Consider the following 21,288-nt stretch of genomic DNA (forward strand, 5'->3'; position numbering starts at 1 on the left):
TTTAAGATTTTTATAGTTATTTACAACCACTAAAGCCGTAAAAGACACAGAAAAAGGGCGTGACAAGCACGCACATTACCTACATTCTAACAAATGAAAATATTAAAAGTAATAGAAAAAACCAGAGCTTATGCCCTAGTTTTCTATCTATTTTGCTATCACTAAATTATCTGTTTTATCGCTTCATTTAGCTAATTCCTTGAAGGCATCTAAATGACGAGACAAAACAGAGTTAGCCACATCGTCGACTGTGACCTACTCTGCAACTTCTGTCTCACCTTATTCATTTTTAATTAAGGTGTCATATTCTACCAATACATACTTGGGCTTATTATTTTTTAGAATCACTGCAGTCCCCTTCCTGTCGACCATACGAGCAACTTTAGAAAAATTTTGGTTAGCTTCAGAAATGGGAACTAAATTTTCAAGATTAATCTGCATCATAATCCCCTCCCTAGATTTATCATAGCATTTTTTAGAGAAAACCAGTAAATAGGATATATTTGTCCTAGAAAGCGATTCTAAGACAATTAAAGTACATCCTTGTTTCAAAAGTTTGCAGATTTGAACTTCGTTTTGTTATAACATACATAAATAAACATTTGTTACGATAAAACATCGAAAAACTATTTAATCTGATGATAAAAAAAATAACCTCAAGTACAGTTTACATGTACATGGAGGTTAATGCACCTTTTCGATATTAAAAAAATAATCTAGATAATCACTAATTTCATTAGAGGTATTCGCTAATGACTTTTTGATATCAATGACACCTAATAGTTCGAGATGTTCATTAAATATTTTGTTATAATCAATATTCGCTGTCAATAAAATAATTTGTGCATAAACGTTACTCCTCCTAATTTTTTTAACTTTTTTCCATAATTACAATTCTTTGTAAATGTGATAAAATAAAGAGTGTTAGTTGCTGTAGTAATCCTTATATAATTAAAATGATTGTTAACTTTAACTTTTAACTTATATTTTTTAATATACTTTTTAACAGTTATCAACAACCAAAAGTGCCTCACAATATTGAACATACTTCACCTCCAATTCCTATTTTTATTATAGCTTGGTTATACCATTTAATTTGTCATATATCATAAACGGTTCATTTTTTGTCATTTACAGTAAAAGTATACCGATATAATAGTTTCTAGAACTGTTACGATATACCGGTTTTATGACTACTATCATTACTTAAAAGTTTACATACTTATATGTGTACTGCATGTTAGGGAAAATTATCTGTATTTGTAAAGAAACATGGATTTTTATTTAGACGTCCTAAAAAAACAAAACAAATATATTTTCATACTGGAAAAAGACTTCAATGTCTTTTACTACAGTACTAAATTTTTTATCGAATGGAGAGTACACTAATTGTTAAATATTTTTATTTTAGAAGACGAATTTTTACAACAAACACGAATAGAGACCGTTATTAAGGATGTTATTGCAAAAAAATCTCTAAAATGTAAAGGACCTGAGATTTTTGGAAAACCTAGCCAGCTACTTGATGCGATTACCGAAAGAGGTTCTCATCAACTTTTCTTTTTAGATATTGAAATTAAAGGAGAAGAAAAAAAGGGGCTAGACATTGCAAAAGAAATTCGGAAAAAAGACCCTAATGCAACAATTGTTTTTGTAACAACACATTCAGAATTTATGCCAGTCACTTTTAAATATAGAGTTGCTGCACTAGATTTTATTGATAAAGCTTTGGATGATGAAGAGTTTTATGAACGTGTGCATTTAGCAATTGAATATACCATGGATAAAATCGGTGCCACTATTGCCCAAGATTCATTTACTTTTGAAACAGCTACGGCCCATGTTCAAGTGCCTTTTAACAATATTTTATTTTTTGAAACATCTCCAACAATACATAAAGTTATTTTGCATACTAAAGAAGAACGCATGGAGTTCTACGCCAGTATTTCAGAAGTTGAACGAGCTGATGACCGCCTATTTCGATGCCATCGTTCATTTATCGTTAATCCTGAAAATATCGTTAGGATCAATAAAGAAGATAAAATGGTAATGTTTGAAAATAATAATGAATGTCCCATTTCGCGTACGAAATATAAGGGCCTCCTAGAAAAAGTTAAATCTCTGAAAAGCTAAGGTGTTTCTATGGATATAGTTATAAATTTATTGCTGTTCTATTCTAAGATGTTAGTAGCATTGTTACTGTTTCAACAGGTTAGTAACCAACCAATCAAACCTTTGTGGTGTATTATTGGTCCATTTTTGTATGTTCTACTCCTCATCATATGTCCTCCTGTTGGGTACTTTACTTTCTTTTTTATCTTTATTGCTTATAACATATATCAAAATAAGTATGGTAGTAAAACACTTGATATTTTTTATGGCTTGTACCCCGTTATCGTTGAAAGCTTGCTAGGTAGAATGTTAGCATTCTACGTTTTCCCTCTACTAGGAGTCTCTGTCTTCAATGAAGTCAAACTAAGTTGGTATGATATCTTAATTGAATTACTGGTTTTCCCTCTTCATTTACTCATAGTAAAATCTCTTAGGTTAGATTTTAACGAAATAAAAGAAGGTTTCAAGCGTTACTATTTCAAGTATTTATTGTTACTGATCAACATCTCTATGTTTGTATATATGCTCTTAGTTTCTATACTTGTTATTTATAGAGACAAATTAGCTGATGCAGATAACTGGAGAGGACATATTAATAACTTTTATATTGTTCTGTTTTTTGTAATGCTACTCTATCTCAATGCAATTTCAAAAGAAAAACTAGAAAAGGAAATAATTGATCAAAAAGATACTCAATTAAATGAACTATCTATTTACAGCCATCATGTTGAATCACTTTATGAGGAAATTAGAAGTTTCCGTCATGACTACATTAATATTTTGACCAGTCTAAAATTAGGAATTGATAATCAAGATATCGAAGCTATTAAAACTGTATACAGTGGTGTCCTAAGAGATAGTGGAAACCAATTCTATGATAGTAAGTTTGATATTGCTAAACTTAGTAATATTAAGAATGATGCTATCAAAAGTATTCTTTCCGCTAAATTACTTGAGGCACAAAATAGAGGTATTTCAATTTCTGTTGAGATTGAAGAACCTGTTAGTAATTTTAGGATAGAATTACTAGATTTCATAACTGTTCTTTCTGTCCTTTGTGATAATGCTATCGAAGCTACGATTGAAGCTATAAGTCCAAGAATGACTGTTGCTTTCATGAATAATGATGATTCGTTGGTACTTATCGTTGAAAATAGTATAAAATCAGAAAAAGTGGATGTTAATCATATTTTTGATAGGGGGTACTCTAGTAAAGGGGAAGGAAGAGGTCTTGGATTACATAATGTAAACAGCGTATTAGAAAAATACCCTAAATCTACGATTACCACTCGTAGTGCAAATCATCTCTTTTCTCAAACTATCAAATTTTGTAAGTAAGTCTCAACTTTTAACTTTAACCTCTTTAATCGACTTAGGTTTTGCATTTGAATAGTCTGTTTCTAGTATTTTTTGCTACATAGCTTAATAATTTTTGGGACCATTAGCATAGCTAGTGGTTTTCGTAAGACCAAAATAAGACAGTAACTTCATAATAGTTACTGTCTTTTTTATTTCATGTTTTTCTTAAAACCTTGATAGACTTGAAAAGTGGTTTATAAAGACTTCTTAATCATTTATCAATGCCCTACATCTGAATATGAAATATAATAACGTTGCCCATCTTTGACAAAACTATACCAGTTTCCATCAGGTAAAATTTCATATTTATCCCAATCAACATCACCTGCAGGCATTTTAGAAACAACCTCACTGTCTTTATCTGGTGCAGCATATACAGGGGTTTCCTCATCAAGTGTCAATGTTCCAGAAGTAGCTGTCCAAGCACCTCGACCACCTTCAACTCCTCCAACTTGATAAGCTGGTGTTGTTGCTTCAGCCACTTGCCCACCATCTGTGGTACCTGCTTGAGCTTGTTCTTGAGAAGAAGCTTTAGGTGCTACTGCTGAAGCCTGATTGTCATTTTCTTCATTTGAAACTGCTGAAGATGATGATTGAGCTACTTTCTTATCCTTTTTAACAGCTTTACTTGAGCTAGAAGATGATTTCTTAACCGTCTTGACTGGGCTACTACTTGAGCTAACACGTGCCGACTCATGACTATTAAACTTAGTCACTAAGAAGATAGCGAGGATAACTACAATAAGAGCTGATAGGATACCAATGAGTTTAGTTGTTGTTTTCATAATTGACGTTCCTTTTCTTATGATTTACAAGATTAGTATAATATAAAGACAACTAAAGTTTCATTGAAGTCATAAACAGTAGTTTTTTTGTCATAAAAGGACAACATTTTCTATTTTTAGCGTCTGTTTTAAATGATGGTCTTTATAATATTATTCGTCATGATACAGAATTAAATGAAAAACTTGCACAACACGAACGAGATTACTTAGAGGGTGAAAGACGTGATCCACCTCCTACACAACTATTTGGATATGATGCTAAAACTGATAATGAATCAGATTTTCATTGTGAAGAATTGACTATTGAAAATGAAAATTTATAAAAAGGTTAGTTCTCGTATTTTTTTCTACGACTAATATCAAACATAATATATTTAGAAAAATTGAAAATAAGGAGATAATAAATGATGAATCATGTCAATTCCCAAATAAAAAATAGGAGAAGAAATACAGTTATTGCAAGAGGAAAAATCATAAATATCGAACATAATGAGGATTGCTCTTACTTAAAATTATTTATTCGAAATGGCGCTGGACTAAGACATACTTACTTAACATTTAGATATGATCCAAAAATATTTTATATTAGTAAAAATCAATATGTGATAATTACAGCACATATTAAAAATAAACAAAATAGTTTTGAAGGTGTTGATCAATTTATCATAATTGATTCAATTTCTGAATCGCAAAGTGAACTATCTGAGCACTTTTTTGATAATCAAAAGAAATTAGGATTCTCACATCCCAAATCATACGCAAAATGTTATGTATACGGAAAAGTCATTCATAAATTCGAAAAAAATAATTCTAATTGGATTGAACTTATTGTTAAGGACAATTTTGACTTCACAGTCAAACTCCAATATAGTAAAAAAATGCGAGTATCAGATATAAATTATGATGTAGGAGACAATCTATTCATATATGCTTTAATTATTTCAAGCGAAAAGACAATAAATCAAAAAAAGCGTTCATATTTCAATCTCATAGTAGAGGATATGATAAACAAAACCAATCTAAAATAGAAAAACAAAAAAACTGCCAAAAATAAATTTGGCAGTTTTTTTGGCAGGGAACCTATTAATTCAAACAGTTTCTCATAATCGCTTATCGCAATAAAAAACCGGTATAGTAGGATTCCGCAATTAAATAGCTATATGATTATTATTTAAGAGTAACTGAAGCTCCAGCTTCTTCAAGTTTAGCTTTGATTTCTTCAGCTTCAGCTGCAGCAACACCTTCTTTAATAACTGATGGTGCACCGTCAACGATAGCTTTAGCTTCTTTAAGACCTTCGCCTGTGATTTCACGTACAACTTTGATAACGCCAACTTTTTTGTCGCCTGCAGATGTCAATTCAACGTCGAATGAATCTTTAGCAGCACCAGCGTCAGCAGCACCAGCTGCAGCAGCAGCTACAGGAGCAGCAGCAGTTACGCCAAACTCTTCTTCGATAGCTTTTACAAGGTCGTTCAATTCAAGGATTGAAGCTTCTTTAATTTCAGCAATAATGTTTTCAATGTTCAATGCCATAGTGATTTCCTCCAAATGTGTTTTTTAATATAGTGTTTTAAACGTAGCTTAGGCTACGAGTTGTGAAGATGGGCTTATGCAGCACCGTCTTCTTTGCTTTCTGCAACCGCTTTGACAGCGTATGCAACGTTGCGCACTGGCGCTTGAAGTACAGAAAGGAGCATAGAAAGCATACCTTCTTTGTTTGGAAGTGATGCAAGAGCGTTGATTTCTTCGACTGAAGTGAACGCACCGTCAACAACACCACCTTTGATTTCAAGAGCTTCTGCGTCTTTAGCAAATTCGCTAATAACTTTTGCTGGTGCGATAACATCTTCGTTTGAGAATGCTACTGCAGATGGACCAACAAAAAGTTCTTTAAGGTCTTCAAGACCTGCTTCTTCAGCTGCACGGCTCAAGATAGAGTTTTTGATAACTTTAAATTCAACGCCTGATTCACGAAGATTACGACGAAGAACTGTATCTTGGTCAACTGTAAGTCCACGAGAGTCAACAACAACGATAGATGCTGCTGCTTTCATTTTCTCAGCGACGATAGCAACCTGTTCAGCTTTCTTAGCAATAATAGCTTCACTCATTAGTAGTTTTACCTCCGTTTTTATTTTTGGGCTAGGCACAAAAAAATCGTACCTAAACCTAGACACGAAAGTACAATACGTTACAAAAAAATAGTTACGTTTTGTGCCTCGGTTGGATGTTTACGAGTCTTGCTCCCCAACTGTCTTAGGTCAGTTTTTTCAAACCTTATTTATAATATCATGACCTAAATCAGACGTCAAGAAAAAAATACAATTTTTTTTATTTTTTTCTCTATCTTTTTTTGAAGACCATAAAACCTCTCAAAATCTAAAGATTTCAAGAGGTTATTTCTAATCATACCTAAGGGCTTCGATAGGATCGAGTTTCGAAGCTTTATTAGCTGGTAGGAGACCAAAGATAATCCCTACAGCTGCTGAGAAGGCAATACTTCCCATGGCTACGCCAAGAGAGACTGTCGCTTTAAGGTCCATGGCATTCCCGATTGGTCCAACGACTAGGGCTGCAAAGCCCAGCCCAATCAAACCTCCCAGGATGGTCAAAACCATGGACTCAATCAGAAACTGTGTCAAGATTTTACGACGTGTGGCACCTAAAGCCTTACGAAGACCAATCTCTCGTGTCCGCTCAGTTACCGAAACCAACATGATGTTCATAACACCGATTCCACCAACTAAGAGTGAAATCCCAGCAATAGCTCCGACAACGGTGGTAATGGTTCCAAAGATTGTGTTGACCTGATCTAAGGCCGAGCTCATATCTGCTGCCTTATATTCTCCATTGTCATCTTGGGTCAACTGGGTCAAGCGTTTGGCGGCATCCTTAGCGACACTACTACTATTTTTCACATCGGTCACATGGAAAAAAATCTGGCCAATAGCATCAGTGTTATTTTCAGCTGCTAACTGGGTATTGGCCACAAGAGCTGTTCCAATTTCACCATAGGCACCGATTGCTGTGTCTTTATTCTTATAAACACCAATCACACGATAATCATTTTTCCCAATAGTAACCACTTGGTTAAGGGCATCCTCATTCGTCTCAAAGAGTTTTTTAGCCACCATCTGATCAATGACAATGACTCGTGAAAAGTTTTTATAATCATTGTCTTGCAAGGAACGTCCTGTCAACATCTCTAACTTTTTAGCTTTAAAGTAGCCCTGGCTGGCACCTGTGATATTAACATTCTTCACAGTCTTTTTCTGGAGGGAGATAGAGGAAGTTAGGCTGTTGGTCACAAAATAACTATCGATACCAGGCGTCTGCCTAGCCACTTGCTCCAACCAAACTTCTTTAACCGGTTTGGTCGGATGTGACAGGTCCGCATAGGCAGGATCTAGCTCCTCACCCTTTGCTTCATAGTAGACTTGAACAGTATCCTTATCACCTGTCACACTATCGGTAACACTCTGACGCATCCCATTTCCTAGACCCATGATAAGTACTACCGCAGCAACACCAATGATAATCCCCAACATGGTCAGGAAGGACCGCATCTTGTGAGAACGAATAGAACTAAGAGCAAATTTCCAATTTTCCATTCTTACCTCCTAGTCTATCCGAACGCTGTCCGTTGTGTCTTGGGTGATTTCCCCATCACGGATGACAATCTTACGTCGGGCATAATCCGCAATCTCAGGTTCATGGGTAACCATGACAATGGTCTTTCCTTCACGGTTTAGCTGGGTTAAGAGATCCATAATCTGGGTTCCTGTCTTGGTATCAAGCGCACCCGTAGGTTCATCCGCCAAAATGATTGCTGGATCGTTAGATAGTGCACGCGCAATAGCCACCCTTTGCTTCTGTCCACCAGACAGCTCTGATGGTAGGTGATGGCTACGGTCTGACAAGCCGACTTTTTTCAAGAATTGCTCTGCCCTTTGCTTACGTTCACGTGGAGATTTCCCTGCATAAATCAAGGGAAGCTCTACATTTTTTTGGGCACTTAACTTTGGCAAGAGAAAAAACTGCTGAAAGATAAAACCAATCTGGTCATTTCTTACCTTGGCCAAACGATTTTCAGAGAGATCAGCCACATCCTCGCCCTCGAGTTGATAGGAACCTGTAGTTGGTTGATCAAGAAGTCCAATAATATTCATGAGGGTTGATTTACCTGAACCAGAAGGGCCCATGATTGCCACGAAGTCACCTTCATCAACTGATAAGTCAATCCCCTTAAGGACCTGCAAGGACTCTTGGCCATTTTTGAAAGACTTGGTGATCCCCCTTAAAACCATAAGAGCTGGCTTAGTCACTAGACTTCACCTCTTCTCCACTAGTCTCTTTTGATTTTTTGCTATCGGCATCCGTCACATCCTTTAGTGTCTCACCATCCTTGAAGGATTTTTCAGCCTTAGTAATAACCTTTTGACCTTCTTTAAGCCCTGATGCAATTTCTTGCTGCTTAGCATCTGCATTACCAAGTTTGACCTTGACTTGCTTGATTTTTTGACTCTCGTCATCGTAAACCCAGACGTAGTTGTCAGAGCCTTTCTTGGTCACAGCAGTTACTGGAACTAACAGGGCATCATCATCTTTGGTCACTTCAAGAGATACATTGAAGCCTTGTTTGAGCTTGCCGATTGGACTGGTCAGTTGAACCTTGTATTCATACTGAGAACCTGACTGACCTGAGTTGCCAGATGTCCCCGTTGACTGACTAGCATTTTGCTTAGGATAATTGGAAACATAGCTGACCTTCCCTGTCCAAGTTTGGTCTGGGTATACTTTGGAAGTAATCTTGACCTTTTGCCCCACTGAAATATTTGGAATGTCATATTCTGTTAAGGTCCCTTGAATCTCAAATTGGCCTTCACTTGTCACATGAACTAGGGTTTGGCTCTCTTTTGAAGCAGGGTCCACAGAGTCCGCGACTTCTACGACTGTCCCATTAGCATCTGAAACAATGACTGTTTGGTTGAGGACATCTTGTGCCTTTTCTAGCTCTGATGCTGCATTGGCAATAGCATCATTATAATCTTGCAAGGTTTGGTAATTACTTGCCTCGGTTTGCTGACGCTGTTGAGGACTAACGGTAGTTGTCGAATCATCCTCATCCGAATCACTACTTGTTTGTGCTGAAGCCGCAGGAGCCGTCCCATACTGTTGGAAATAATTACGGTCACGAACTGCCTTATTGTAGGCACGACTAGCCGTATCATAAGCCGCTTGGGCTGAGGTGCTGTCGTATTGGACCAGTTGCTGACCGACGCTAACTTCCTCACCCACAGAGACTGTCACAGTGGCATTGCGTCCAATGGTATTGTCAAAATAAACATACTGTTCCGACTGAGCCTTCACCATGCCAGTCAGAAGGGTCGACGAGGCTAGCTGCCCCTTAGTTACCTTACTTGCTGTAGGGGACTCAGAAGCCTTATCTTTCTTGCCACCACCTGCAAAAAGGTTAAAGCCTAGAACCAAAAGGACAAGGAAGCCGATTCCTCCAATGATCCAAACTCTTTTTTTATTTTTAAATAACTTTGGACTGATTTTCTTTCGCATATGTCTCTCTTTTCTTTTTGTATCGCATGAGTAAAACAATTGTAATACTTTTAACTTTCAGTGTCAATGGCCTTCGCTTACATCCATGACACCATAATGCAGCTTTTGATTGGGTCGAACCTGGCGTTCAAAACCAAGTTCTTCGAAAACGGTATCTCGAAAATGTGCCTTGATGATAATTTTTTCCCGTGCAACACGTTTAGCTTCTTTTAGCCATTTTTCTGTCAGACGGCTACCATTGGCCAGAGGCTTGATAGCCTCTAGATTTTCCGATTCCTTGATGATCTCTGAAAACATAGGATCGGCATAGATGATATCAAAGGAATTGTCAGCTTGAACCTTTAAAAAAGACAAGCTATCGCTCTTAATAGCTTTAATAGAACGCATGGCCTTTTCAAGCTGCTTATCATCCGTCTGATAAGAGGCAAGACCACGAGAAACCACCTGAAAAATCACTTCTTGACTCTCAAGGGCTGTCACCCTATTTCCCATTGCTGCCATCACTAGGCTATCAGAAGCCAGACCCATGGTCGTGTCGAGAATAGATTTGGAAGATTGCCCTAAAAGATTGACTAAAGTATCATGAGGTGCCTTAATTCGAAGAACTGCCGTATCTGGATGAAAGCTCAGCTCACTGCCATCCGCATTAACAAAAGACAATCTGTCTTTATATAGGAGATAGAAAGGTCCAAAGCGCTCTAAACATTTTGCCAAGGACAACTTGCGACGAGGCTGGTAGTCAGCTCCTAACTCGTGAGCTAGTTCTTGGGCACGTGCAATCAAGGTCTCGTTTTCCCGTAAAGATGTCGTAATAATCATGTTTCTAGTATAGCAGAATTTAAGTAGTCTAAACCATGGTCTTAGATTTCATTTTTAACTTTCTAGCTTACATTTGTGTAAGAAAACTCCTCAGCAAGGCTGAGATTCAGAACATAATTAAACTATTTTTAAATATGAAATAGATTTTGCGTACCTAGTCAGCTTAGACCGAGACTTTTGGCAGTGATGAAAACGCCTGAAGCAATTAGTCTCAGGCGTTCGGAAGTTTTGAGACGTTCGGCTCAAAACTTAGTCATGGAACTTCGAAGAAGATCGCTGACGTCCGCCATCACCCAAGAAAAGTCTCAAAAGAAAACTGTGCCTTAAATAAAAAAAAGTCCCAGCAAGGCTGAGACTCTGTTTTAAAATTAGATAGCTTCTGTTGTAAAGCTACGGCTTTCAAGCACACGCACCATGGCATCTGCTGTATCAAGCGCTGTGAAGAGTGGGATTCCTGCTTCGATAGCAGAGCTACGGATTGCTGCTCCATCTTCGTCATAAGTACGTTTGTTACCAACCGTATTGATAATAGCTTGCGCTTTACCTGTACGAACAAGGGCTGGAATGTCGTTGTCGTCATTTTCACCTAATTTGTTAACAAGCGTTGCGTGAACTCCATGTTCATTCAAGAACTTAGCTGTTCCTTCAGTGGCGTAGATACCGTAACCGATAGCATCGAAACGACGAGCCAAATCAAGGGCTTCTTCTTTCGTATCATCATGAATAGTAAAGATGACATTACCAAAGGTTGGCAAGTGGAGGTAAGAAGCTTCAAAGGCTTTATAGAGGGCTTTTTCAAGAGTCGTATCTGTACCCATAACTTCACCAGTTGATTTCATTTCAGGTCCAAGGAGACTATCTACCTTAGCCAATTTTGTGAATGAGAAGACTGGTGCTTTAACATGGACATGCTTGCTTTCTGGGTAAAGTCCATCTTTGTAACCTTGTTCAGCCAATGATTCACCAAGAATCAAGTTTGTAGCAACTTGTGCCATTGGGATATCAGTCACTTTAGACAAGAATGGTACCGTACGGCTGGCACGTGGGTTAACCTCGATAACATAGACAGTTTCGTCCTTAATAACGAACTGAATGTTCATCATACCAATACAGTTAAGACCGATAGCCAAGCGTTTAGTGTAATCAGCGATAGTCTCTTGGATTTTCTTAGAGAGAGTTTGTGGAGGGTAAACTGCCATTGAGTCCCCTGAGTGAACCCCTGCACGTTCGATGTGTTCCATAATACCTGGAATCAAGACATCCTTACCATCAGAGATGGCATCCACTTCACACTCACGTCCAATGATATAGCTATCAACAAGGACTGGGTGGTCTGGACTTGCCTTAACGGCTGTACGCATGTAAGAACGAAGGTCATCTTCATTTTCAACGATTTCCATGGCACGTCCACCCAAAACGTATGATGGACGAACAAGAACTGGGAAGCCAATCTTACGAGCTGCTTCAACCGCTTCTTCTTCATTTGTCGCTGTTTGTCCTGGTGGTTGTGGGATATCGAGGTCTTTAAGGGCTTGTTCAAAAAGGTCACGGTCTTCGGCACGGTCAAGGTCAGCAACCTGTGTACCCAAGATTTTCACACCAGCTTTAGACAATGGCTCTGCCAAGTTGATGGCTGTTTGACCACCAAACTGAACCACGACACCCTTAGGTTGTTCCAATTCGATAACGTTCATCACGTCTTCGAAGGTCAATGGTTCGAAGTAAAGTTTATCTGAAACTGAGAAGTCTGTTGAAACCGTCTCAGGGTTAGAGTTCATGATGATGGCTTCGTAACCTGCAGCCTGGATAGCTTTCACAGAGTGAACTGTCGCATAGTCGAACTCAACCCCTTGTCCGATACGGATAGGTCCTGAACCAAGAACGATGACAGATTCTTTATCAGATTTGATTGATTCATTTTCCCACTCGTAAGTTGAGTAGAAATATGGTGTTGATGACTCGAACTCAGCCGCACAGGTATCAACCATCTTGTAAACAGGAACAATGTTATTTTCCAAACGTGTCGCACGAACTTGGTCAGCTGTTTGATTCCAAAGATCAGCAATCTTACGATCAGAGAAACCGTTACGTTTAGCTTCTTTCAAAACAGCAACATCGCCTACGTGAGTAGCCAATTCTTGTTCCAATTCGAAGATATGAAGCAATTTGTCGAGGAAGAAGATATCAATCTTAGTCAACTCTGACAATTCTTCAATAGTATAACCACGACGGATGGCTTCAGAAAGGTAGAAGAGACGGTCGTCTTGAGCTTTGACAATCTTTTCAACCAAGGCATCGTCTGTGACGTCCGCAAGCTCAGGCATTTCATTGTGGTAAACACCGATTTCAAGTGAACGGCAGGCTTTAAGAAGTGACTCTTCGATGTTACGACCGATAGCCATAACTTCACCAGTTGCTTTCATTTGAGTACCAAGACGACGTTCCCCGTGTTCAAATTTATCAAATGGGAAACGCGGAATCTTAGCAACCACATAGTCAAGAGCTGGCTCAAACATAGCGTAAGTTGTACCAGTGACTGGGTTAATCATTTCATCAAGTGTCAAACCAACAGCAATCTTGGCTGCCAATTTGGCGATTGGGTAACCAGTTGCTTTTGAGGCAAGGGCTGATGAACGAGACACACGTGGGTTTACTTCGATAACATAGTACTTGAAGCTATTAGGGTCAAGAGCCAACTGTACGTTACAACCACCCTCAATTTTAAGGGCACGAATAATCTTCAAGCTGGCATCACGAAGCATTTGGTTTTCAATATCTGACAAGGTTTGCGTTGGAGCAAATACAATTGAGTCCCCTGTGTGGATACCAACTGGGTCAAAGTTTTCCATGTTACATACCACAAGAGCATTGTCTGCGGCATCACGCATAACTTCGTATTCGATTTCTTTGAAACCAGCGATAGAACGTTCAATCAAACATTGGGTTACTGGTGACAATTTCAATCCATTTTCAGCGATTTCACGAAGTTCTTCTTCATTGGCACACATACCTCCACCAGTACCACCAAGGGTAAAGGCTGGACGAACGATAACTGGGTAGCCAATCTCTGACGCAAAGGCAACTGCTCCTTCAACCGTATTTACAATCTCTGATTCTGGAATTGGTTGTTCCAAATCTTCCATCAATTGTTTGAAGAGGTCACGGTCTTCGGCTTGGTCAATCGCAGACAATTTTGTTCCCAAAAGCTCTACTCCAAGCTCATCAAGAATGCCAGCTTTTGACAATTCCATTGCCATGTTCAAACCAGTTTGTCCACCAAGTGTTGGCAAGAGGGCATCAGGACGCTCTTTACGAAGAATACGTGTGACAAACTCAAGCGTAATTGGTTCAATGTAAACCTTGTCTGCGATTTCTTTATCAGTCATGATAGTCGCAGGGTTAGAGTTAACAAGAACAACACTGTAGCCTTCTTCTTTCAAGGCCAAGCAAGCTTGCGTACCAGCGTAGTCAAACTCAGCAGCCTGACCAATGATGATAGGACCAGACCCGATAACCATAATTTTTTTAATATCAGAACGTTTAGGCATAATTTATGATACAAAGCCCGTTAAGGACCCAGTGAAAATAGGAAACGTGACGACGACACCTAAGCGTCTAGTCACCGTTTATCTTTTTCACACAGTCCTTAGGGCGTGTTCACTTCCGTGAACCTGTATCTTCTCCTTTCTATTTGACAACTCTCTGGTTGTCATTAAATAAGGTAGTAGACTGGGGCGAACAAGAGTCACACCCCACTATAGTCACTAGACAGTTGCAATTAACGACGTGCTTTTTCAGCTTGGAAAGCATCAATCAATTCCAAGAACTCATCGAAGAGATAGCTAGCATCGTGTGGACCAGGTGCTGCATCTGGGTGGAATTGCACTGAGAATGCAGGGAAGTCACGGTGACGAACACCTTCAACTGACTTGTCGTTAATTTCTTCGTGTGTTACCATGAGGCAATCTGGAAGTGTCTCACGGTCAATGGCATAACCATGGTTCTGGCTGGTGAAGTCAACACGACCAGTCGCAATTTCACGAACCGCATGGTTAAATCCACGGTGACCAAACTTCATCTTGTAGGCCTTGGCACCATTCGCCAAACTAAACAACTGGTGGCCCATACAAATACCAAAAATTGGAATTTTGCCTTGAATACCACGAATCATATCAAGTGCATACGGTACATCTTCAGGGTTACCCGGACCGTTTGACAACATCACACCATCTGGATTAAGATGGAGAATTTCTTCAGCAGTGATATCATGTGGCACAACAGTCACGTTACAGTCACGTTTTGAAAACTCACGCAAGATAGAGTGCTTGAGACCAAAGTCAACCAAAACGATATTTTTACCAACACCTGGTGCTGGGTAGGCTGTCTTAGTTGATACCTGCTCAATATTGTTGGTTGGCAAAACAGTCGCACGCAATTGATCTTGCAAGTGCTCGATACTGTCACCAGGATTAGCCAAAGTCGCTTTCATGGTACCGTGTTGACGGATAATCTTAGTCAAGGCACGTGTATCAATACCAGAGATACCGGGGATGTTTTTTGCTTTCAAAAACTCATCCAAGGTCATTTGGTTACGCCAGTTGCTGGCACGACGGCTAGCCTCTGACACAACAACACCCTTGGTCGTTGGCTTAATTGACTCATAGTCGTCACGGTTAACGCCGTAGTTACCAACAAGTGGATAAGTAAAAGTCAAAATTTGACCATTGTAAGACTGATCTGTGATAGATTCTTGATAACCTGTCATACCAGTATTAAAGACGATTTCACCCGTCACATCCACATCAGCACCGAAGGCCTGACCTTCAAAAATAGTGCCGTCTTCCAAAATAAGTAAACGTTTTGCCATTATAGTAAATTGTTCCTTTCACTAAGATACAAAGGGCGTTAAACATCTGAATGAAAATCAAATCTAACAAAGAAGCTCTAGCCTCTAGGAAGATTTGTCTCTTTTCAAAGATTTAGCCCATGTTCTTTTTCGTCTGATTCTCTCAGGAATCGGTTAACGTAGTTTACGCTTTGCCATTTAAAATAGCTTCAATAATTGCCATACGGACAAAGACCCCGTTTTGCATCTGAGCAACGATACGAGCCTTAGGCGCCTCAACCAGACTATCAGCAATCTCCACATCACGATTAACCGGAGCAGGATGCATGATAATCGCCTGATCAGCTAACTTGGCATAACGTTCTTCAGTCAAACCATAGAGAGCATGGTAGTCTTCTTTTGAAAATCCTTTATCGTCCCCATGACGTTCGTGCTGAACACGAAGCAACATGAGCACATCCAAGTCCTCAATGACGTCGTCAATAGCCACATGCTGACCATAGACATCGAACTCATTCGAGTACCACTCTGCAGGACCAGCAAAATAAAGCTGAGCACCCAAACGCTTGAGAATCTGCATATTGGACTTAGCGACACGCGAATGCGTAATATCACCTGCAATACAAATCTTAAGATTTTCAAAGGTTCCGAACTCTTCGTAAATGGTCATCAAGTCAAGCAAACACTGACTTGGGTGTTGCCCTGAACCATCACCACCATTAACAATAGAGGTCTGGATAGTCCTACTATCAATCAACTGCTTGTAGTAATCGACTTCCGAGTGGCGAACCACACAGATGTCAACGCCCAAGGCAGACATGGTCAAAATCGTATCATAGAGAGTCTCACCCTTATTCACCGAGCTAGTCCTAGCATCGAACTCAATCACATCCAAGCCAAGTTTTTTCTCAGCCACTTCGAAGGACTTGTGTGTTCGTGTTGAATTTTCAAAAAAGAGATTGGCAGCGAAATACTGTCGATCCAGCTGGAAATCAGCTCTGCCATTTTTAAAATCTCCACCTCGACGAATCAGGCCCAAGACCTCTTCATTCGTGAGGGTTTCCATGGTCACCAAATGCTTCAGTGACACTTTTCCATCTGCAATCGCCATAGTTTTTCCTTTTAAATTGATTGACTAATCTTTGCTACCTTTTTTAGGATCTGGCAAGATTTGGTAAAGCAAGATACCAAGAATGGTTGAACTTGCCACACCTGTGATTTGAAGACCACCAAGGTCAATCATCAAACCACCGATACCAGATACCAAGATAACACTAGCAATCAAGAGATTCTTTTTATTATCAAAATCAATCTTATGTTCAACTAAAATTTTCAAACCGCTAGCAGCGATAACCCCAAAGAGGGCAATAGATAATCCCCCTAATACAGGAGTTGGAATAGAATGCAAGAGTGCTGACAGCTTACCAATAAAGCTCATCAAGACCGCAATCACTGCTGCGCCCGCAATAACGTAAACTGAGTAGACCTTACTGAGGGCCATAACCCCAATATTTTCACCATAAGAAGTTACCGGAGGAGCTCCAAAGAATCCAGCGATAATCTGTGCCAAACCATCACCAGTAAGGGTACGGTCAAGACCTGGATCTTTAAAGTAATCACGCTCAGTCAAACTGTTTAGAACCATGACGTGACCAAAGTGTTCAGTCATCGTCACAAAGGCAATCGGAGCCATGGTCAAAATCGCACTTGGATAGAGCTTGAAGCTATAATCCACAAATGGAATGTCAAAGTTTGGAACCTGAATCCAATGTGCCGCTGCTACCTCTGAGAAATTGATAAAGCTATGTCCTGTCAGCAAACCAAGAACCGCTGAGAAAATATAGCCCACAATTAAACCAAGTAAAATTGGGATAACACCGATAATCTTCTTGCCATACATGTTAAAGAGGATAACCGCAAAGAGGGTCACCATCGAAATCAAGAGAGCATAGATACTATAGCTTTTGTTCAAAGTTGTCGCATCATTGACTGCATTGGCTGCAAGGTTCAAACCAATCACCATGATAATGGGACCAACCACAATTGGCGGAAGGACCTTATCAATCCAGTCTTTACCCGCATACTTAACAATCAGAGCCACAAGCAAGTAAACCAAACCACCAGCCATGGCACCTTGAGCGACCGCTGCAATCCCATCAGTCTTCATAAGTGTCTGCATAGCCGCAATATAGGCAAAGCTAGACCCCATGTATGCTGGAATTTTGTACTTGGTCACCGTCAAGTGAGCCAAAGTTCCCAAACCAGATGAGAAAAGAGCAATAGCGGGATCAATCCCAACCAAAATCGGCACAAGCACCGTCGCACCAAACATGGCAAACAAGTGCTGGAATGACAAACCAACCAATAAACCAGGTTTCGGCATATCATTCACATCATATTTTACGTTATTCACGATATCAAAGGACTCCTTAAAATTAAGATACAAAGGGCATATAAAGAGCAAAGTAAAATTAGGAAATCCGACGCAGAAGCTTTAGCTTCCAGGAAGATTTATCTATTTTACACAGCTCTTAGCCCATGTTCAATTAACAAGATACAAAGGGCGTACAAAGAGCAAAGTAAAATTAGGAAATCCGACGCAGAAGCTTTAGCTTCTAGGAAGATTTATCTATTTTACACAGCTCTTAGCCCGTGTTCAATTAACAAGATACAAAAGGCGTTTCACCTTATCTGTCAGCTAACTTAGCTTGGATCGATAATGTTGACGCTATCTTTGCCATCAACTTCTGCGACCAAAACTTCAATTTCTTCTGACTCACTAGTTGGGATATTTTTACCAACATAGTCAGCACGGATTGGCAATTCACGGTGACCACGGTCAACCAAGACAGCCAAACCAACACGCGCCGGACGTCCATGGCTAACGATATTATCAATAGCTGCACGAATCGTACGACCTGTGTAAAGCACATCATCCACAAGGATAACATCTGTACCATCAATTTCAATAGGGAAAACAGATGTGTCTTGCTCAGCCTTAACATCATCACGGAAAGCTTTAGTGTCAAGCTCAATCAATGGCACATCAAGGTTTTCCAACTGTTTCAAGCGCTCTTGGATACGCTGTGCAATATAAACACCACGTGTCTTAATACCAGCCAAGACAATCTTGTCGAGATTTTTGTTACGCTCAATAATCTCATAAGTGATACGTGTAATGGCACGTTTCATGGTTACGTCATCGACGATCTCTTTTTTCTTCATAAAAAGAACCTTTCTAAATACAAAAAAATCCCCTCGAAAACAAGGAGATACACAAAAATATGAGTACAGTTCACCCGTACACTTCTCATGGCTCCTTGCCTGCCTCTCTGGACAGTGATTAAAGGACTTATTTAATTAGGTAAATTATAGCAAATTTCAGACTCTTTTACAAGAAAAAAACGGATGCCCCTCCCAAGAAAGACTATCCGTTTAATAACTGTTACGCTTCTCTCAACTTCTCCAAGGTTTCCTTGAAAATAGCAGGTTCTTCCGCTGTAAATTCGACCAATTCTCCAGTCGTAGGATGCGTGAAACCAAGGGTCTTAGCATGTAGAAATTGACCATGGCCCTTGAGTGTCTTGCGTGGCCCATAAAGAGGGTCTCCTGCCACTGGGTGACCAATATAAGCCATGTGCACACGAATCTGGTGCGTACGACCTGTTTCCAGCTGCAACTCTACCAAGGTATAGTTGCCAAAACGTTCAAGAACAGTAAATCGTGTTACTGCAGGTTTTCCTTTAGCTGTAACTGCCTGCTTCTTACGATCCTTGTCCGAACGCCCAATTGGAGCCTCAATCACGCCTCGATCATTAGGTAGATTGCCATGCACGATAGCCACATACTTGCGAAGCGACTTCTTATCCTTAAGCTCAGCCGCCAAAGCATTGTGGGCCTTATCATTCTTAGCAATCATAAGGAGACCAGACGTGTCCTTGTCAATACGGTGGACAATCCCTGGACGAACCACACCATTAATAGACGAGAGGTCCTTGACATGATACATCAGGGCATTGACCAAGGTACCAGACGTGTGACCAGCTGATGGATGGACCACCATACCTTGAGGCTTGTTGACCACTGCCACATCCGCATCTTCGTAGATAATATCCAAAGGAATATCTTCAGCCTTGTATTCCAAGACCTCTTCTTCTGGCAATTCATAGGTGATGACATCACCCTCTTTAACCGCATACTTGGCCTTTGCCGACTTACCATTAACCAAGACCGTTCCAGCCTTAATCGCTTCATTGGACTGACTACGTGACAATTCTGTCAAATCTGCCAGGGCCTTGTCCAGACGGTTTCCCGCCTCTTTAATGATGACTTCCATTTTCCTCTTTCCATAAGATTAAAATCAAGAGCAGTACGCCCACCGTTAGATAGGAGTCTGCCACGTTAAATATTGCAAAATCAATAAAATCAAGCTGAACCATATCAACCACGTAACCCAAGTGCACACGGTCAATAAAGTTACCAATACCACCTGAGATAATCAAAACCAAAGATAGCACCAGCCAAAGGCTCTTCTGGTAATTCTTAACCAGATAAACCAAAGCCGCACCAATCACCAGAACCGTCAAAATCACAAAGAAATATTTCTGATCCTGTAAAATCGAAAAGGCAGCACCACGGTTCTGTAGATAGGTCAAGCTGAAGAGTCCAGGAATAGCCTTGATAACTTGGTTAAGGGCAATATTTGCCACAACCCAATGCTTAACCCACTGATCCAAACCAATCAGAGCTAGAATAACCAAAGGAATCACAACCTTACGCATAAATCCTCCTATGGTTTGTATGTATCAAAGTAGTCAAACATAACATTGACAAACTTGAGAGCACAAGACGACAAGTTAATCCCCTTACGACGGACATAAACCATCTTGTTATCCAAATTATCCTCAAGCGGAATCACCGTAATCCCATTCACACTTTGTGCATCCAAGAAGCCAGACCCCGTCGCATAAGCATCCGTCCGTTCCAAGATACCGTTCAAAGTCGCACGGTCTGTCACGTTAAACATAAGAGACGAATCTGACGTATCCACAAAGTTCTCAGAATAGTAAAGGTACTCGTCCTTCTCCTGAGTGAAACGTACCGTAGGCAAGGCTGCCAAGTCCTCCATGACCAGACTTTCTTTTTTAGCCAGAGGATGCCCCTTACGGAGATAAATGTGCGTCTTAAATGGAATCAAATCAATAGCCTCAAGCCCAAGCTTGTCCATATTTTGCTGGATTCCCTTGCTATTTTGACGATTCAAATAGATAATCCCAATCTCACTGTGTCCCTTGGCTACCTCATCCAAAATCTGAATGGTCGTAGACTCAAAAATACGGAAATCCTTGTAATCAGGGTAACGCTCTGAAAAAGTCGTAATCAAAGGTGGCAAAAAGTCATAGTGCTGGCTGGCAATCGAATACTGGTTACCCTTTTCAGAAGCATTGAGATAGCGATTTTCAAAACTATCAAAACTGCGTACCACCTCAAGCGCACGCTCATAAAAGGTCATACCCTGACTGGTCAAGACAGCCCCCGTCGTTGTACGGGTGAAAATTTGAAAATTCAGCTCCTGCTCCAAATCCTTGATAGCCACTGATAGGCTAGGCTGGCTCACAAAGAGCTTGCTGGCTGCCTCACGGAAGGTTCCGCTGTTGGCAATGGCTACGACATAACGTAGTTGTTGTATGTTCATCTGTGACACTTCTTTCTTGAAAAATCAATCAATTTTATTATACCAGATTTTATCCTCTTTTGTTGATACTAAAAAGCCCAGGCAACCCTGAGCTTGAA

Annotated in this window: 18 protein-coding genes, 1 pseudogene and 1 other annotated feature; of the genes and pseudogenes, 3 read left to right on the top strand and 16 right to left on the bottom strand. The window is 39.9% G+C overall.

All coding sequences use genetic code 11. The features are described from left to right. Positions 1 to 183 precede the first annotated feature (183 nt). A pseudogene (locus AX663_RS10895) lies at positions 184 to 441 on the bottom strand (type II toxin-antitoxin system Phd/YefM family antitoxin). 948 nt (positions 442 to 1,389) lie between these two features. Here AX663_RS10895 and AX663_RS01375 point away from each other — a divergent pair. Both AX663_RS01375 and AX663_RS01380 read left to right on the top strand, forming a co-directional pair. Beyond that, entirely contained in the window at positions 1,390 to 2,133 is a 744-nt protein-coding gene (locus AX663_RS01375; protein ID WP_060972488.1) for a response regulator transcription factor, read from the top strand. Positions 2,134 to 2,142: 9 nt separating this feature from the next. Next, positions 2,143 to 3,450, top strand: coding sequence for a sensor histidine kinase (locus tag AX663_RS01380; RefSeq protein WP_060972489.1), 1,308 nt, complete (start codon positions 2,143 to 2,145; stop codon positions 3,448 to 3,450). Between the two features lie 239 nt (positions 3,451 to 3,689). Here the strand turns inward: AX663_RS01380 and AX663_RS01385 are convergent, their stop codons facing one another. Further along, entirely contained in the window at positions 3,690 to 4,256 is a 567-nt protein-coding gene (locus AX663_RS01385) for a hypothetical protein (protein WP_060972490.1), read from the bottom strand. Between the two features lie 404 nt (positions 4,257 to 4,660). On the opposite strand from AX663_RS01385, the gene AX663_RS01390 reads away from it, so the two are divergent. Further along, positions 4,661 to 5,284 carry a hypothetical protein gene (locus AX663_RS01390; RefSeq protein ID WP_060972491.1) on the top strand — a complete coding sequence of 208 codons (624 nt, stop codon included), beginning with the start codon at positions 4,661 to 4,663 and terminating at the stop codon, positions 5,282 to 5,284. Between the two features lie 139 nt (positions 5,285 to 5,423). Here the strand turns inward: AX663_RS01390 and rplL are convergent, their stop codons facing one another. The 14 genes from rplL to AX663_RS01460 form a co-directional block, all read right to left on the bottom strand. Then, positions 5,424 to 5,792 carry a 50S ribosomal protein L7/L12 gene (gene rplL / locus AX663_RS01395; protein WP_004183006.1) on the bottom strand — a complete coding sequence of 123 codons (369 nt, stop codon included), beginning with the start codon at positions 5,790 to 5,792 and terminating at the stop codon, positions 5,424 to 5,426. A 74-nt stretch (positions 5,793 to 5,866) separates the two neighbouring features. Further along, positions 5,867 to 6,370 carry a 50S ribosomal protein L10 gene (gene rplJ, locus AX663_RS01400; RefSeq protein WP_003095623.1) on the bottom strand — a complete coding sequence of 168 codons (504 nt, stop codon included), beginning with the start codon at positions 6,368 to 6,370 and terminating at the stop codon, positions 5,867 to 5,869. A 31-nt stretch (positions 6,371 to 6,401) separates the two neighbouring features. Continuing rightward, positions 6,402 to 6,538 (bottom strand) — a sequence feature (ribosomal protein L10 leader region). Positions 6,539 to 6,661: 123 nt separating this feature from the next. Next, positions 6,662 to 7,870 carry an ABC transporter permease gene (locus AX663_RS01405; RefSeq protein WP_060972492.1) on the bottom strand — a complete coding sequence of 403 codons (1,209 nt, stop codon included), beginning with the start codon at positions 7,868 to 7,870 and terminating at the stop codon, positions 6,662 to 6,664. Positions 7,871 to 7,879: 9 nt separating this feature from the next. Further along, positions 7,880 to 8,566 carry an ABC transporter ATP-binding protein gene (locus tag AX663_RS01410; RefSeq protein WP_207184709.1) on the bottom strand — a complete coding sequence of 229 codons (687 nt, stop codon included), beginning with the start codon at positions 8,564 to 8,566 and terminating at the stop codon, positions 7,880 to 7,882. 10 nt (positions 8,567 to 8,576) lie between these two features. Then, the gene (locus AX663_RS01415; protein WP_060972494.1) at positions 8,577 to 9,830 is read right to left on the bottom strand and encodes an efflux RND transporter periplasmic adaptor subunit; all 1,254 of its coding nucleotides are present in this window, start codon (positions 9,828 to 9,830) and stop codon (positions 8,577 to 8,579) included. A gap of 63 nt (positions 9,831 to 9,893) precedes the next feature. Continuing rightward, the gene (locus AX663_RS01420; protein ID WP_060972495.1) at positions 9,894 to 10,649 is read right to left on the bottom strand and encodes a class I SAM-dependent methyltransferase; all 756 of its coding nucleotides are present in this window, start codon (positions 10,647 to 10,649) and stop codon (positions 9,894 to 9,896) included. Between the two features lie 368 nt (positions 10,650 to 11,017). Beyond that, the gene (carB, locus tag AX663_RS01425) at positions 11,018 to 14,197 is read right to left on the bottom strand and encodes a carbamoyl-phosphate synthase large subunit (RefSeq protein WP_060972496.1); all 3,180 of its coding nucleotides are present in this window, start codon (positions 14,195 to 14,197) and stop codon (positions 11,018 to 11,020) included. Positions 14,198 to 14,427: 230 nt separating this feature from the next. Next, complete coding sequence (locus AX663_RS01430) at positions 14,428 to 15,516, bottom strand: carbamoyl phosphate synthase small subunit (RefSeq protein WP_002890257.1); 1,089 nt, start codon at positions 15,514 to 15,516, stop codon at positions 14,428 to 14,430. A 163-nt stretch (positions 15,517 to 15,679) separates the two neighbouring features. Further along, positions 15,680 to 16,606: an aspartate carbamoyltransferase catalytic subunit gene (locus AX663_RS01435; protein ID WP_060972497.1), complete on the bottom strand. Its 927-nt coding sequence runs from the start codon at positions 16,604 to 16,606 to the stop codon at positions 15,680 to 15,682. Positions 16,607 to 16,630: 24 nt separating this feature from the next. Continuing rightward, positions 16,631 to 17,908: a uracil-xanthine permease family protein gene (locus AX663_RS01440; RefSeq protein WP_048676126.1), complete on the bottom strand. Its 1,278-nt coding sequence runs from the start codon at positions 17,906 to 17,908 to the stop codon at positions 16,631 to 16,633. Positions 17,909 to 18,198: 290 nt separating this feature from the next. Further along, positions 18,199 to 18,720: a bifunctional pyr operon transcriptional regulator/uracil phosphoribosyltransferase PyrR gene (pyrR, locus tag AX663_RS01445; RefSeq protein WP_002886175.1), complete on the bottom strand. Its 522-nt coding sequence runs from the start codon at positions 18,718 to 18,720 to the stop codon at positions 18,199 to 18,201. Between the two features lie 220 nt (positions 18,721 to 18,940). Next, entirely contained in the window at positions 18,941 to 19,831 is an 891-nt protein-coding gene (locus tag AX663_RS01450; protein WP_060972498.1) for an RluA family pseudouridine synthase, read from the bottom strand. Continuing rightward, positions 19,815 to 20,276: a signal peptidase II gene (lspA, locus tag AX663_RS01455; RefSeq protein ID WP_060972499.1), complete on the bottom strand. Its 462-nt coding sequence runs from the start codon at positions 20,274 to 20,276 to the stop codon at positions 19,815 to 19,817. Before lspA ends, AX663_RS01450 begins: the two co-directional genes overlap by 17 nt. An 8-nt stretch (positions 20,277 to 20,284) precedes the next feature. Next, positions 20,285 to 21,190: a LysR family transcriptional regulator gene (locus tag AX663_RS01460; RefSeq protein ID WP_004183016.1), complete on the bottom strand. Its 906-nt coding sequence runs from the start codon at positions 21,188 to 21,190 to the stop codon at positions 20,285 to 20,287. Between the last annotated feature and the right edge of the window lie 98 nt (positions 21,191 to 21,288).

This window comes from Streptococcus sp. CCH8-H5, from assembly GCF_001556505.1.
In the GTDB taxonomy this organism is placed as follows: domain Bacteria; phylum Bacillota; class Bacilli; order Lactobacillales; family Streptococcaceae; genus Streptococcus.

Coding starts and splice junctions, on each gene's coding strand:
- rplL (WP_004183006.1), bottom strand. CDS start 5,792: ATGGCATTGAACATTGAAAACATTATTGCTGAAATTAAAGAAGCTTCA.
- AX663_RS01435 (WP_060972497.1), bottom strand. CDS start 16,606: ATGGCGATTGCAGATGGAAAAGTGTCACTGAAGCATTTGGTGACCATG.
- AX663_RS01460 (WP_004183016.1), bottom strand. CDS start 21,190: ATGAACATACAACAACTACGTTATGTCGTAGCCATTGCCAACAGCGGA.
- AX663_RS01415 (WP_060972494.1), bottom strand. CDS start 9,830: ATGCGAAAGAAAATCAGTCCAAAGTTATTTAAAAATAAAAAAAGAGTT.
- AX663_RS01430 (WP_002890257.1), bottom strand. CDS start 15,516: ATGGCAAAACGTTTACTTATTTTGGAAGACGGCACTATTTTTGAAGGT.
- pyrR (WP_002886175.1), bottom strand. CDS start 18,720: ATGAAGAAAAAAGAGATCGTCGATGACGTAACCATGAAACGTGCCATT.
- AX663_RS01450 (WP_060972498.1), bottom strand. CDS start 19,831: ATGGAAGTCATCATTAAAGAGGCGGGAAACCGTCTGGACAAGGCCCTG.
- AX663_RS01420 (WP_060972495.1), bottom strand. CDS start 10,649: ATGATTATTACGACATCTTTACGGGAAAACGAGACCTTGATTGCACGT.
- carB (WP_060972496.1), bottom strand. CDS start 14,197: ATGCCTAAACGTTCTGATATTAAAAAAATTATGGTTATCGGGTCTGGT.
- AX663_RS01410 (WP_207184709.1), bottom strand. CDS start 8,566: ATGGTTTTAAGGGGGATCACCAAGTCTTTCAAAAATGGCCAAGAGTCC.
- AX663_RS01380 (WP_060972489.1), top strand. CDS start 2,143: ATGGATATAGTTATAAATTTATTGCTGTTCTATTCTAAGATGTTAGTA.
- AX663_RS01385 (WP_060972490.1), bottom strand. CDS start 4,256: ATGAAAACAACAACTAAACTCATTGGTATCCTATCAGCTCTTATTGTA.
- AX663_RS01405 (WP_060972492.1), bottom strand. CDS start 7,870: ATGGAAAATTGGAAATTTGCTCTTAGTTCTATTCGTTCTCACAAGATG.
- lspA (WP_060972499.1), bottom strand. CDS start 20,276: ATGCGTAAGGTTGTGATTCCTTTGGTTATTCTAGCTCTGATTGGTTTG.
- AX663_RS01390 (WP_060972491.1), top strand. CDS start 4,661: ATGATGAATCATGTCAATTCCCAAATAAAAAATAGGAGAAGAAATACA.
- rplJ (WP_003095623.1), bottom strand. CDS start 6,370: ATGAGTGAAGCTATTATTGCTAAGAAAGCTGAACAGGTTGCTATCGTC.